Origin of the sequence: Aeromonas sp. R5-1 (assembly GCF_040908265.1) — a bacterium.
Taxonomy (GTDB): Bacteria; Pseudomonadota; Gammaproteobacteria; order Enterobacterales; family Aeromonadaceae; genus Aeromonas; species Aeromonas caviae.
On the sequence record NZ_JBFODJ010000051.1, the window covers coordinates 135646 to 149174 of the forward strand.

At 63.5% G+C, this 13529-nt stretch carries 15 protein-coding genes; 8 read left to right on the plus strand and 7 right to left on the minus strand.

Annotated features, from left to right (window positions below; translation table 11 throughout):
• The first annotated feature begins 12 nt into the window (after positions 1-12).
• A complete protein-coding gene (locus AB5Y64_RS07850) occupies positions 13-939 on the plus strand; it encodes a L,D-transpeptidase family protein (protein WP_039041123.1) in 927 nt (308 codons plus the stop codon).
• Positions 940-1010: 71 nt separating this feature from the next.
• Here AB5Y64_RS07850 and AB5Y64_RS07855 read toward each other — a convergent pair whose 3' ends face one another.
• From AB5Y64_RS07855 to fldB, 5 genes are all read right to left on the minus strand, one after another.
• Positions 1011-1388: a VOC family protein gene (locus AB5Y64_RS07855; RefSeq protein ID WP_010673739.1), complete on the minus strand. Its 378-nt coding sequence runs from the start codon at positions 1386-1388 to the stop codon at positions 1011-1013.
• Between the two features lie 142 nt (positions 1389-1530).
• Positions 1531-2871, minus strand: coding sequence for a TldD/PmbA family protein (locus tag AB5Y64_RS07860; RefSeq protein ID WP_039041122.1), 1341 nt, complete (start codon positions 2869-2871; stop codon positions 1531-1533).
• Entirely contained in the window at positions 2871-2978 is a 108-nt protein-coding gene (locus AB5Y64_RS07865; protein ID WP_039041121.1) for a hypothetical protein, read from the minus strand. The genes AB5Y64_RS07860 and AB5Y64_RS07865 overlap by 1 nt, the downstream gene beginning before the upstream one ends.
• On the minus strand, positions 2978-4378 hold the full coding sequence (locus AB5Y64_RS07870; protein ID WP_039041120.1) for a TldD/PmbA family protein: 1401 nt from the start codon (positions 4376-4378) through the stop codon (positions 2978-2980). The genes AB5Y64_RS07865 and AB5Y64_RS07870 overlap by 1 nt, the downstream gene beginning before the upstream one ends.
• A gap of 510 nt (positions 4379-4888) precedes the next feature.
• The gene (fldB, locus tag AB5Y64_RS07875; protein WP_041212516.1) at positions 4889-5407 is read right to left on the minus strand and encodes a flavodoxin FldB; all 519 of its coding nucleotides are present in this window, start codon (positions 5405-5407) and stop codon (positions 4889-4891) included.
• 183 nt (positions 5408-5590) lie between these two features.
• Here fldB and xerD point away from each other — a divergent pair, with 183 nt between their 5' ends.
• A complete protein-coding gene (gene xerD, locus AB5Y64_RS07880) occupies positions 5591-6490 on the plus strand; it encodes a site-specific tyrosine recombinase XerD (protein ID WP_368203603.1) in 900 nt (299 codons plus the stop codon).
• 72 nt (positions 6491-6562) lie between these two features.
• Here the strand turns inward: xerD and mscL are convergent, their stop codons facing one another.
• A complete protein-coding gene (mscL, locus tag AB5Y64_RS07885) occupies positions 6563-6973 on the minus strand; it encodes a large-conductance mechanosensitive channel protein MscL (RefSeq protein ID WP_010673746.1) in 411 nt (136 codons plus the stop codon).
• A 259-nt stretch (positions 6974-7232) separates the two neighbouring features.
• Between mscL and AB5Y64_RS07890 the strand changes: the two genes are divergently transcribed.
• From AB5Y64_RS07890 to nqrE, 6 genes are all read left to right on the plus strand, one after another.
• Complete coding sequence (locus AB5Y64_RS07890; RefSeq protein WP_039041117.1) at positions 7233-7937, plus strand: disulfide isomerase DsbC N-terminal domain-containing protein; 705 nt, start codon at positions 7233-7235, stop codon at positions 7935-7937.
• A complete protein-coding gene (gene recJ / locus AB5Y64_RS07895) occupies positions 7903-9633 on the plus strand; it encodes a single-stranded-DNA-specific exonuclease RecJ (protein ID WP_324032033.1) in 1731 nt (576 codons plus the stop codon). The genes AB5Y64_RS07890 and recJ overlap by 35 nt, the downstream gene beginning before the upstream one ends.
• Before the next feature lie 150 nt (positions 9634-9783).
• Positions 9784-10965 carry a MerR family transcriptional regulator gene (locus tag AB5Y64_RS07900; protein ID WP_368203604.1) on the plus strand — a complete coding sequence of 394 codons (1182 nt, stop codon included), beginning with the start codon at positions 9784-9786 and terminating at the stop codon, positions 10963-10965.
• Positions 10966-11004: 39 nt separating this feature from the next.
• A complete protein-coding gene (locus AB5Y64_RS07905) occupies positions 11005-11508 on the plus strand; it encodes a GNAT family N-acetyltransferase (protein WP_039041114.1) in 504 nt (167 codons plus the stop codon).
• Between the two features lie 306 nt (positions 11509-11814).
• A complete protein-coding gene (locus AB5Y64_RS07910; RefSeq protein WP_010673751.1) occupies positions 11815-12108 on the plus strand; it encodes a hypothetical protein in 294 nt (97 codons plus the stop codon).
• 191 nt (positions 12109-12299) lie between these two features.
• A complete protein-coding gene (gene nqrE, locus AB5Y64_RS07915; protein ID WP_010673752.1) occupies positions 12300-12899 on the plus strand; it encodes an NADH:ubiquinone reductase (Na(+)-transporting) subunit E in 600 nt (199 codons plus the stop codon).
• Between the two features lie 33 nt (positions 12900-12932).
• Here the strand turns inward: nqrE and AB5Y64_RS07920 are convergent, their stop codons facing one another.
• Positions 12933-13421 carry a GNAT family N-acetyltransferase gene (locus tag AB5Y64_RS07920; protein WP_039041112.1) on the minus strand — a complete coding sequence of 163 codons (489 nt, stop codon included), beginning with the start codon at positions 13419-13421 and terminating at the stop codon, positions 12933-12935.
• Positions 13422-13529: the final 108 nt, after the last annotated feature.

Genomic DNA, 13529 nt, shown 5'->3' on the forward strand with positions numbered 1-13529 from the left:
TACAGGAATTTTATGAATCCCCTTCGCATTGCCGCTTCGGCTCTTTTATGTACGCTGGCGCTGGTCAGCCAGCAGGCCGCCGCCGTTGAATACCAGCTGCCTGCAGCCAACAGCCGCCTGATCGGTGAGAACCAGGAATACGTGGTGCCCGCAGACAACCGTCCGCTGGAGCAGATCGCCTCCGACTTCCAGCTGGGTCTGACCAACATCATGGAAGCCAACCCGGGCGTCGACCCCTACCTGCCCAAGGCGGGCAGCACGCTGATCATTCCCCATCAGCTGATCCTGCCCAACGCTCCCCGCGAAGGGATCGTCATCAACGTGGCGGAGATGCGTCTCTACTACTACCCGAAGGGCAAGAACGTGGTGCATGTGCTGCCCATCGGCATCGGCCAGCTCGGGGTCAACACCCCTGAGAACTGGATCACCAAGGTTGAGCGCAAGCGTGCCAACCCGACCTGGACCCCGACCGAGAATATCCGTCGCCGCTACGCCGCCCAGGGCAAGACCCTGCCCGCGGTCTGGCCGGCCGGCCCGGACAACCCCATGGGCCTGCACGCGCTCTACATCGGGAACCTGTACGCCATCCACGGCACCAACGCCACCTTCGGCATCGGTCTGCGGGTGAGCAGCGGCTGCGTGCGCCTGCGCGCCGACGACATCAAGTTCCTGTTCGATCACGTGCCGGTCGGCACCCGCGTCCAGTTCGTCAACCAGCCGGTCAAGACCACGGTCGAGCCGGATGGCGGTCGCTACATGGAAGTGCACGAGCCGCTGTCGCGCACCGAGGAAGAGTTCAACTCCACCGCCTCCGTGCCGCTGCCCATGACCCCGGCGACCACCCGCTTCATCGCCCACGCTGACAGCGATTCCAACGTGGTCAAGCAGGTGCTGGAACAGCGTACCGGCATCCCGACCCGCCTCAATCCAGAGGCGTAATGGCCGGCAAGTACAGTTAAACAACAACGGCGACCATCAGGTCGCCGTTGTTGTTTCTGCGTATCCGGACGTCAGCTGGCTGGTGGGGCATAGAGGGCCAGCCAGTTGCCTTCGGTATCCTCGATGATGACTCTGGAGCCATGACCGCTGCCGATGCTGTGCAGAGGCTCCAGCACCCGCCCGCCGAGCCGGGGGACCAGCAGCTCCGCCTCCTGCAGCCTGTCACCGAGGGAGAGATAGATGAGGGGACCGGCACCGCCGGGCTGGTGATATTTGTCCATGGGGCCGAGACAGGCCGCCGCGTTGCTGCCGTCGTGGCGCAGCATGGCAAAGCGCATGGTCTCTTCCTGGATGGGGGTGACCTGCACATCGAGCAGGGCCGAGTAGAAGTCCATGGCGCGATCCAGATCCCGTGTCGGAATATCGGCCCAGACCAGGGTGTTGTCCATCGTCGTATTCTCCAGAGTTCCCGGCCAACGCGGTCGGTGGCTCTTTGAGGTTAGAAGTGGCTGTCGGGGGGCGCCATGGATAAAAAAAGCGGCGCCTGATGGCGCCGCTTGAAGGGGGAAGAGCCGAGTAAGGCTCCCCCTCTTATTTGCCGGCAATGCTGAGCCCGCCAAAGCGGATCAGCGGGGCATAGAAGTCCTTGCCATCGTCGTGGTGCAGCTGGTTGCCGACCGCTTCCAGCTCCCCGAGCAGGCGATAGAAGTTGCCTGCCACCGTGATGCCGCGTACCGGCGCCACGCGCTCGCCATTTCGGCAGAGGAAGCCGGAGGCGCCGAACGAGAAGTCGCCGCTCACCGCATCGGCCCCGGAGTGCAAGCCGTCCAGCTTGACCAGCTCCAGGTACTCACCGCTTTGTACCTCGGCCTCGTCGTGGGGGCCGAGCCCGAACACCAGGTGACGAGGGGCCACGTCCAGGGCACTGCGGGCACTGCGGGCGGCTGCACCGTTGCTCGTCACGCCGAAGTGGCGGGCGGTGGCGCTGTTGTGCAGCAGGGTCTTGAGCTCCCCCTCGCCGATGAGCAGGAGATCCGAGGTGGCGGCTCCTTCGCCGTCAAACGCCTTGATCTTCATGCCCCCCGGCATATAGGCACGGCTCTCCAGGGTGAGCCAGCGAGACGCCACGCTTTGGCCCAGCTTGTCGCGCCAGGGGTTGATCCCCTGCTGGGCCCACTTGCCAGACAGGGCGGACTGGAAGCAGCCAAACAGGCTGGCAAAGCAGTGGGTGCTGAAGATGACGCTGTAGCGACCGCTCGGCACCGCCTCACCCATCAGCAGGCCATCGGCCACGGCGTGGATCTGGCGGATGAGAGGCTGGCTCTCCAACTCGTCGAAGCGCCGTGCGTACTGTCCCTGGTAGTGCATGGACTGGCGGCCCTCCCGCTCGATGAGAGCGGAGCTGTGGCAGCCGACGCTGAATTCCTGATGTTCACAGAGGCTGCCCTGGCTGTTGGCAAGCCAGAGGCGGCTCTCCCCCTCGAAGAAGCCGTTGTAGGGGGCGCCGGTCACGTCCGGCAGGGCCAGCATGTCGGACTCGAGGCACAGGGTCAGGGCGATCTTCTCTTCCACCGCCGTGGTGTCGGCCTGATGTATCTCGGCGCAGTCGGTGATGAGCCTGCTCTGCTGCACTGTGATGCGCTGATCCGGGTCCACCTTGGCGAAGCGGCTCGCATCGAGCGCATCCTGCACCATGGCGTCCAGGGCCGACGCGTCGAGGGACTCGGAATAGGCGATGCCGACCCGGCCTTCCTTGATGAGGCGAATGCCGATCTGCTGGCTGCTGGTGACCTTGTATTCACTGAGCTCGCCCTTGTCGGCCTTGAGGGAGAAGGCCTTCTCCTGATTGGCGATGACGTCTGCCTCGGCACCCAGATCGGCGACCTGGTCCAATAGACGGGCAAGCAGTTGGTTCATGTCGAGTTGGCTCATCAGGCGTTCCCTCCGACCAGGATATTGTCAACCTTGAGCGGCGACGGGCTGACTGAAACGCGAATGAGGCGGGAGATGGAACCGCACAGAGTGTAATGGATGTTCATCAGGCGTTCCCTCCGACCAGAATGCTGTCAACCTTGAGCGGCGGTTGGCCGACCGAGGCGGGAATGGATCCGGAGACCGAGCCGCACATGCCGGCGGAGAGGGCCAGATCGCGCCCCACCATGGAGATCTCCTTCAATACCTGCGGGCCGGTGCCGATCAGGGTGGCCGACTTGAGGGGCCGGGTGATCCTGCCCCCCTCGATGAGGTAGGCCTCCTGCACGTTGAAATTGAACTCGCCGGTACCGGGCTGCACAGAGCCCCCCCCCATCCGCTTGGCATAGATGCCGTGCTCCACGGTTGCCAGCATGTCGTCGAGGCTGTAGTTGCCCGGTTCGATATAGGTGTTGCGCATGCGGGAGGCAGGGGCGAACTTGTAGGATTCCCGGCGCCCGGAACCGGTGCGGGCGTAGCCGGTGCGAAGGGCCCCCATTCTGTCCACCAGGAAGCCGGTCAGCACGCCGTCCTTGATGAGCTGGGTGTGCTGGGTCGCCATCCCCTCGTCATCGACGTTGATGGAGCCCCAGGCGTTGCCCTGCAAGCCCTCGTCCACCGCACTGACCGCCGGATTGGCGATGAGCTGGCCCATCTTGTCGTGGAACACGGAGGCCTTCTTGGCCACCGAGGTGGTCTCCAGCAGGTGACCGCACGCCTCGTGGAAGATGACGCCGCCAAAGCCGCTCTCCATGATGACCGGCAGCTTGCCGCTCGGGCAGGGGGCGGCACCCAGCTTCACCAGTGCCTGGCGGGTGGCGGTGAGAGCCAGCTCGCGGGGATCGATGCTCTCGGCATGCTCCCATCCCTTCATGGCACCGGGGGCTTCATAACCTACACTCTGCTCGCCCCCGTCCAGGGCGATGGTCTGGGCCATGATGCGGTTGTAGTGGCGGCGATCGCTCACCTGCACCCCTTCGCTGTTGAAGATCTCCACCTCCTGCTCCCAGCCGAGCACGTTGCCCGAGAACTGGCTCACCTTGTCGTTCTCGGCGCGGGCCGTAGCGTCCATGGCATGCAGGTAGGCGATCTTCTGCTCCAGCAGCTTGTCGGCCGACAGCGGCAGAGCGATGGGGTTGCGGTCGGTCAGGCGGGTGAAGTCAAAGGCAGTGGCGGTGACCACGGGGTCACGCCTGTCCTTGGCCGCCAGCAGGGTAACGATGCGCAAGAGCTCGTTGCGATCGGCCAGATTGGTGTAGCCGTAGAGCACCTTGTGGCCGTAGCACAGGCGAACGCCGATACCGAAGTCGAGACCACCGCTGATGTTCTCTATCTGGCTGGAGAGCAGGCTGAGCTGGCTGCGGCGCTTGCGCTCCACAAACAGCTCGGCGAAGTCGGCACCCAGCGCCAGCGCGTGATCGAGCACGTCGCGGGCGATGGCGGGGGCCAACAGGGAGAATGAAGTCATAGAATATCCTTTTCTGGTCTGTCCGTTTGCTTCCGACACCCGGCGTTGTGTTGTTATGGGGTGTCGACCTCATTGTTGCAGACCAGAAGCAAAAAGTCGCTATAGCGTCAGCCGATGATACCAAACGAGAAAATCGGTGCGATTTATGCGCCCGGCAGCCCGAGCGCAGGCTACCGGCAGGGGAGGTTGGCGCCGCTCATGGCGCTCGTTTTATATGAGGTCGGCCCACTGCTCGATACGGGGTCGGTCTGGTCGCCCATTGGCCGGCGTCGTTGAACATCCAGGCGGCCAGGATCAGAGCAGTGCGTGGATCTCGCTCAGGATCTGGTCGACCCACTGCTCGATACGGGGTCGGTCTGGTCGTCCATTGGCTGGCGTCGTCGAACATCCAGACGGCCAGGGTCAGAGCAGTTCGTGGATCTCGCTCAGGATCTGGTCGACCCACTGCTCGATACGGGGTCGGTCTGGTCGTCCATTGGCTGGCGTCGTCGAACATCCAGGCGGCCAGGATCAGAGCAGTTCGTGGATCTCGCTCAGGATCTGGTCGACCCACTGCTCGATGCGGGACTCGGTCTGGTCGTACTGGTTGGCGTCATCGAGGGCCAGCCCGACGAAGTGGCGGCCATCGTCGATGAGCGCCTTGGAGGCGTCAAACTCGTACCCCTCGTTGGGCCAGTAGCCCACCAGCTTGACCCCCTTGGGGACCAGCTGATCGTGCAGCAGGCCGAGGGCATCCTGATACCACTCCCCATAGCCCAGCTGATCGCCCATGCCAAACAGGGCGATGATGCGTCCCTCCAGATGCAGGTCGGCGATGTCTTCCCAGCGGGATTCCCAGTCCTCCTGCAGCTCGCCGAAGTCCCAGGTGGAGATGCCTAGGATCAGGATGTCGTACTCCTGCATGCGGGCGAGGGGCACATCCTTGATGTTGTGGAGATCGACCAGCTCGGGGCCGATGAGGGCGCGGATCTTCTCGGCGGCCATCTCGGTGTAGCAGGTGGTGGAGCCATAAAACAAACCTATCTTCATCGCTCTTCTCTTGATCGCAGTCGGCAAGGGGCGTGACCGGCACAGCGGCGCCCGGGGGGAGGGCGCCAGTCTAGCAGATTGCGCCGGGCTCTTCACCGCCTGAGGGGATGTGCAGCCTTGCCTTGCGGCCCGGGTGGGTCGGCACGTTACAATGGCGACCTGTTTCCCTGAGCGCGGCCCACCATGAGCAAAGCAGAATCCCATCCCCTGATCGAGCCGTTTCTCGACGCCCTCTGGCTGGAGCGGGGGCTCTCCGACAACACGGTCAGCTCCTATCGCACCGACCTGGAAAAATTTGCCCTCTGGCTCGATGAGCAAGGCGGTTCCCTGCTGCTGGCGGGGCTGGACGACATCCAGCACTACCTCGCCTGGCGGGTGGACCATCAGTTCGCGGCCAGCAGTACGGCCCGTTTCTTCTCGGCCCTGCGCCGCTTCTACCAGTATCTCAATCGCGAGAAGCTGCGCAGCGACGATCCCACCGTGCTGCTGGAGGGGCCAAAGCTCCCCAAAAAGCTGCCATCGGATCTGAGCGAAGCCGAGGTGGAGGCGCTGCTGCAAGCGCCCCTGGTGGACGACCCGCTGGAGCTGCGGGACAAGGCAATGCTTGAGCTGCTCTACGCCACCGGGCTGCGGGTGTCCGAGCTGGTGGGGCTGACCGCCGAACACGTCAGCCTGCGCCAGGGGCTGGTGCGAGTGGTGGGCAAGGGCAACAAGGAGCGCCTGGTCCCCATGGGGGAGGAGGCGGTGCACTGGCTGGAGCGCTACTACCGGGAGGGGCGCACCCTGCTGCTGGGTGGCACCAGCTCGGACGTGGTGTTCCCCTCCAAGCGGGCCCGGATGATGACCCGCCAGACCTTCTGGCACCGCATCAAGCTCTATGCCCTGAGAGCCGGCATCAGGGGGGAACTCTCCCCCCACACCCTGCGTCACGCCTTCGCCACCCACCTGCTCAATCACGGCGCCGATCTGCGAGTGGTGCAGATGCTGCTGGGCCACGCGGATCTCTCCACCACCCAGATCTATACCCACGTGGCCAACGAGCGGCTCAAGGCACTGCACGGCCAGCACCACCCCAGAGCCTGAGCACCTCATCGGCCTTGCAACAAAAAACCGCCCGAAGGCGGTTTTTTTCAGCACACGACAGGGAGGAAACGGTTATTTCCCCTGCTGGGATTTCAGCAAGTCGCGGATCTCGGTCAGCAGCTCCTGATCCTTGGTGGGGCCGGCCGGGGCAGCGGCTTCCTCTTCCTGCTTCTTCTTCAGGGTGTTAATGGCCTTGAGCCCCATGAAGATGGCGAAGGAGATGATCAGGAAGTCGATACAGGTCTGGATGAACTTGCCGTAGGCGATGACCACGGCAGGGGCATCCCCTTCAGCGGCCTTCAGGGTCACGGCGAGATCGCTGAAATCCACGCCCCCCAGGATCAGCCCGATGGGGGGCATGATCACGTCTCCCACGAAGGAGGAGACAATCTTGCCAAAGGCGGCACCTATGATGATACCGACCGCCATGTCGATCACATTGCCCCTGGATGCAAAGGCCTTGAACTCTTGAATCAGACTCATTTTTCCCCCTAGAAATGGACGACGTGCCACCTGATCGCACGTCGATTTGAATAATAAAACATCAGCAAAACAGAGGGATGACTAAAGATGTCTCCCGTCGTCCTGATTAGCTTGCGGGGCTCAAGCCCGATTGGCAACCTGTCATCCCGTGATTTTTTCTTTCGGACGTTATTAATCGATCACTAATTAAGGTCTTTGGGAGAGGGAATTGTCTGGGTTACCTTATGAGACCCTTCAATCATGCCAAGTGAATGAGCTGATGCGATATTTACTGCTGGGAATGATGCTGCTGTGCGCTTTTGCGGCCAGCGCGGGGATGGACCCCCATGTGTTGAAACAGACCATAGAGCAGCGCCTCGGTGTGCAGGTCTACCTGGTGGACGAGACCCCCATGCCGGGCCTCTATCTGCTGGGCACGGCCCAGGGACTGCTCTACAGCGATGCCAGGGGAGACTATGTGCTGCAGGGCTCCATGCTGGATCTGGCCCACGACATGAGAAACCTCACCCGGCTCAGCCAGCAGCAGCAACGCAGGCTGGCGCTCTCCCAGATAGGGGAGGCCCGGCTCTGGCTCAAGGCCACCCCTGAACGCCACCGCCTCACCCTGTTTACCGATCTCGCCTGCGGTCCTTGCCGCATCGCGCTGGAGGAGTTGCCCCGCTTGCAGGCGAGGGGCGTGAGCGTGCAACTGCTGCCTGCGCCTGTCGCCGCCTCGGATCAGGCTAGCTGGTGCGATCCCGGGCTGCTGCGCGAACTCAACTTCAGCGATCGTTTGCCTGAGAGCGGCTGTAATGCGATCCTTGCCCATCATATCGGCCTGAGCCAATGGCTCGGGATCAAGGCGTCACCGAGCTGGGTCCTGCCCAATGGCGACCTGGTGCGCGGTTACCAGAGCCCCGAACAACTGCTCAAGATACTGGATCACATCAATGCCCCTGCAAATCCGTCGTCGTCCGCGAGTTGATGATTCCCATCTGCCCGCCACCCTGCACCCGCTGCTTCGCCAGATCTTCGCCAGCCGCGGGGTAGAAGACCCTGCCCTGCTGGAGCGCAGCGCCAACCAGCTGCTGCCGCCCCAGCGTCTGTTCGGCATGGCGCAGGCGGTGCCGCTGCTGGCCGAGGCGCTGACGGCGCAAAGACGCATTCTCATCGTCGGTGACTTCGACTGCGACGGCGCCACCAGCTCGGCCCTGTGCGTGCTGGCCTTGCGCGCCATGGGGGGGCACCACATCGATTTTCTGGTGCCCAACCGCTTCGAGTTCGGCTATGGCCTCACCCCGGAGATCGTCGAGCTGGCGGTGGCCCGCGGCGCCGAGTTCCTGATCACGGTGGACAACGGCATCTCCAGCATCGCCGGGGTGGCGGCGGCCAAGGCGGCAGGCATGCAGGTACTGGTTACCGATCACCATTTGCCGGGTCAGGAGCTGCCTGACGCCGACGCGATAGTGAACCCCAACCAGCATGGCTGCGACTTCCCCTCCAAGTCCCTGGCCGGGGTCGGGGTCGCCTTCTATCTGATGGCGGCTCTCAACACCCATCTGCGCCAGAGCGGCTGGTATGAGCGCCAGGGGCTGCGCGCCCCCAACGTGGCGGATTACCTCGATCTGGTAGCCCTCGGCACTGTGGCCGACGTGGTGGCGCTGGATGGCAACAACCGCATCCTGGTTCATCAGGGCTTGCAGCGGATCCGGGCCGGCCGCTGCCGCCCCGGCATCCAGGCGCTGGTGGACGTGTCGGGCCGCGACGGTCGTCGCCTGTGCGCTGCCGATCTCGGCTTTGCGCTGGGGCCGCGCCTCAACGCGGTGGGCCGGCTCGATGACATGTCCCTCGGGGTCGCCTGCCTGCTGAGCGAGGACATCAACCTGGCGCGCCAGCTCGCTTCCGAAATGGACAGCCTCAACCAGGAGCGCAAGGAGATCGAGCAGGGGATGCAGCAGGAGGCGCTCGCCACTTTGGAGCAGATCCGTTTTCGTGACGGCGAGGTGCCCTCCGGCATCGTGCTGCACCGAAACGAGTGGCATCAGGGGGTGGTGGGGCTGGTGGCCTCCAAGGTGAAGGAGAAGTACTACCGCCCGGTCATCGCCTTTGCCGAGAGCAGCGAGACCGAGCTCAAGGGCTCCGGGCGCTCCATCCCGGGGGTGCACCTGCGCGATGCGCTGGAACTGCTCGATACCCGCCACCCCGGCTTGATGGGCAAGTTTGGCGGCCACGCCATGGCGGCCGGGTTGACCCTGCCCAAGGCCAATATCGAGGCCTTCGGCCGGGCCTTCGAGGCGGTCATCGGCGAGCTGGTGACCCCTGAGCTCTTGACCGGGGTGCTGCTCACCGATGGCGAGCTGCTGCCGGACGAGCTCACCCTCGAGCTGGCGGAGCTTATTCGCGCCTCCGGCCCCTGGGGTCAGGCCTTTCCCGAGCCGCTGTTTGACGGGGAATTCGTGCTGGTGCAGCAGCGGCTGGTGGGGGAGAAGCACCTCAAGATGATGCTGACCACGGATTCCGGTCACGCGGTGGATGCCATCGCCTTTGGCGTCGACTTGCAGCGCTGGCCCGACGCTTCGGTGAAGCGGGTGCGACTGGTCTACCGGCTCGACGTCAACGAGTGGCGTGGCAACCGCAGCGTGCAGTTGTTGGTGGAGCATCTGGAAGCCGCCGGCCTCTGATCCCGCGAGTCTCTCTTGCTGTCGATGACGGCCACCTCAGGGTGGCCGTTTTTTTATGGTGTGAACCCGGATGTTGTCGTTGACCCGTCTATTGCTTCACAGTTTAAGCTTCCCTTCATCGGGTCACGGACCCCTCAGCGAGTGGTTGTCATGAAAATATCCGAACTGGCCCGGCGCTGCGGCCTGGCCCGCTCCACCCTGCTCTATTACGAGAAGCTGGGGGTGATTGCGGGCACGAGGGGCGTCAACGGCTATCGCCACTACGACGATGACGATCTGCAGCGGCTGCGGATGGTACAGGCCCTGCAGGCCGGCGGGCTCAGCCTCAAGCAGTGCCTCGCCTGTCTGGCGGGCGAGCTGGAGCAGGCGACACTGGAAGCCCGGGTCAGGGAGCTGGATGAAGAGCTGGCGCGGATGCAACGCGCCCGTGATCTGCTGGCGGATCTCGCCGGTTTGCGTGCGCACTCCGGCGACGAGTTCAAGGTCTGGCAGCAGCAACTGCAGCATCAAGCCCCGCAGGCTTACTTTGCCTGGGTGATGAAGCAGGGATTCAGTGAAAAAGAGCGTTACCACCTCCAGTGGCTCAGCAAAGACATGAATGAACATGAACGTTACATCCGGGATTTCAAGCTGCTGCTGGATGGCATGAGCTATTGGGGGCCGGGCGATAGCCTCTTCACCCAGCAGCAATTTGCCGCGCTGCCCAGCCAGCCTCGCCGGATCCTCGACATGGGCTGCGGGCGCGGCGCCGCCACCCTGGCGCTGGCACAGGTGACGGACGCCCCCATCGTGGCCATCGATCTGGACGAGGAGGCGCTGGCCGCCGTGGCGAGATCGGCCAGTGCGGCGGGGCTGAGTCAGGTCACTACCCTGTGCGCCAACATGGCGGCGCTGCCGGCAGACCTGGCCCCCGCCGATCTCATCTGGGCCGAGGGGAGCGCCTACACCATAGGGGTGGCCAACGCCTTGCAGGCATGGCAGCCGTACCTTGCCGGCCCTGCTGCCTGCCTGGTGCTGAGCGACCTGGTGTGGCTGACGGACACGCCGCCAGAGGAGGCGCTGGCGTTCTGGCAGCGGGATTATCCCGCCATGCAGACCCTGGCGGGCCTGCTCAAAACGGTGAAGGAGGCGGGTTATCGCTGCCTGTGGCACACCGAGTTGCCGCAAAGGGCCTGGCACAACTATCTGGATCCCATCGAGCGCAATCTGGCGCGCCACAGTGCCGAGCTGGGGGATAGCCCAGCCTGGCAGGATCTGAGCCGGGAAGTGGCCATCCACCGCCAACACCTGGGCAGCTACGGCTATGTGATCTGCTGCCTGCAGGCAGTCTGATCAGGCCATCCATTGCAAGATAACAAACGGAGAAAACCTATGAACATCATCATTCGGCCCGAAACAGGCGCCGATCACGACGCCATTGAAGCGCTGACCGTGGCCGCGTTCCTCAATGCCCCCCATACCGATCACAACGAACAGCTGATCGTGCGCGCTTTGCGCCAGGCCGGGGCACTCAGCCTGTCGCTGGTGGCGGAGCAGGCGGGGCAGGTGGTCGGTCACCTCTGCTTCTCGCCGGTGACCATCAGCGATGGCTGCCCGCACTGGTATGGTCTTGGTCCCATTTCGGTCTCTCCTGCGCTGCACGGCAAGGGGCTGGGGTCACGGCTGATGGAGGTGGGTCTGGCCGAGCTCAAGGGGATGGGAGCGGCTGGCTGCGTGGTGCTGGGGGATCCTGGCTTCTACGGCCGTTTCGGTTTCGTGCCCGAGCCGGGGTTGACGCTGCCCGGCGTGCCGCCCGAGTACTTCATGGCCCGCTCGTTCGGCGCTGCCATGCCCAGTGGTGAAGTGCGCTACCACCAGGCCTTCCAGCAGGGGTGAGCCCTCACCTTGAGGAAGATGCAAGTCGCTTTCTCAAGGTGGTGCAACCTTGTCGGTTTTAGGAAATGGGGCGGTGTTTAATATCAACCTTTCTGATATCTCATGGTGGAAAATGCAATAAGTGACGGTATTGTGATATATTCCACCTGTAATTTTTCTTGACGGACCGCCCCCTTGTCATCCTCTCGCCGCCCCTCGTCATGGCCGATGGTGCTTGCCATCGCCTGCCTTCTCTGGCTTGCCGCTGCGGCGGCGGCAGGGGTCGTTGCAACGCCGGGAATGGAGACGCAAGGGCAGGAGCGGCCGATGCTGTTCCATGAGCCAGCGAACCCGGGGCTTGCCGACAACGTCAGCCTGCCGCCCGCCTCCCAGTGGCGGCTCGGTTTCGAGCAGGGACGGCGACTGGAAGGGGCCGCTCATGCCGAGCTCTACCAGATGCTGCTGGCCTGGTTCCAGCACGAGATCCTCGGCCTGCTCTGCGGCCTGCTGTTTTTCCTGCCTCTCATCTATCTCAGGCAGCGGCCCGATTACTTCGGCGCTCTGCACACACGGCGGCTTCGCTGCCACCACCTGCAATATCGCTTCTGCCAGGGCGACTAGGTTCACCAGCCGGGCGCCCGCCCGTTTGATCCCCGTCATTGAGTAACGCTGACCGGGCTGCTCGGCAGTCTGGCGGCTGCCGTGGTCATTACCGGGTGCTGCGCCAGCTCTCTCTGTAAACGTCATCTTCGCGACTGGCCGTTGGCCGGGCGCGGACATGCTCTTATTGCAACCAAGTGGTGAACTCATTCATGGACTATTACGTCAATCTCTTCATCCAGTCGATCTTTGTGGAAAACCTGGCGCTGGCCTTCTTCCTTGGCATGTGCACCTTCCTGGCCGTCTCGAAAAACATCAACACCGCCTTCGGTTTGGGCATGACGGTGCTGGTGGTCATGGTGATCGCCATCCCCCTCAACAACCTGATCTACCGCCATATCCTGCGTCCCGAGAGTACCTTCCTCGGGGAGTTTGATCTGGGCTTTCTCGATTTCATCGTCTATATCGGGGTGCTGGCGGCGCTGGTGCAGGTGATGGAGATGGTGCTCGACAAACATTTCCCGGCGCTCCATCACGCGCTCGGCATCTATCTGCCGCTGCTGACGGTGCACTGCGCCATCTTCGGCGGGGTGATGTTCATGGCCCAGCGGGATTACGACTTCATCGAATCCGTGGTCTACGGGGCGGGCTCAGGGCTGGGCTGGCTGCTGGCCATCGTCGCCATTGCGGGGTTGCGCCAGAAGATGAAGTATTCGGATGTGCCCGAGGGGCTGCGGGGGATCGGCATTACCTTCATCGTGGCCGGGCTGATGTCCCTCGGCTTCATGTCTTTTTCCGGCATCTCGCTCTGAGCCATGGGCCGGGTGGTGGCCCAATGAAGGTGCTTAATCCAGACGCTTTGCCATGTTGTAACCCGTGATGGTGAAGCCCAGCGCCTGATAGAGCGCCAGTGCCCTCGGGTTGTCATGGGCCACCCTCAGCTTGATCTGGTGGATGCCTAGGGGGGTGAGCTGCGCCTCCAGGGCGGCCATGGCAGCCTTGCCGAGGCCGCGACCACGATGGGGCTGTGTCACATAGAAGTCGTAGATGAAGGTGGTGCCGGCGGCGCCGTCGATGGCGTGCCAGAGATAGCCCAGAGGCTCGCCCGGCGCGTTCGAGGCTTCAGGTACCATGGCGAGCAGGTGATGACCCGGGGTGGCGACACCCAGTGGCAGGAGCTGCTGCAACGAGGCGTCGGCCTGACGGTGGGCGTCAGGCAGCGCCATCCCGTGGTTGCTGGCAAGATCCTGGGCGTAATCCTCGATGAAGTAGTCGCGATAGGCGGGAAAGTCTGCGTCACGCAGGGGGATCAGGCGAACGGTGAGAGTCGGCATCCGGCACAGCACTCCAGAGAAGGGGAGTGGCCACGTTACGCCAGAACGGCGCCAATCACAAAGGAACAACCGCTGCCTGCGAGGTGACGGCGATAAAAAAAGAGCGCC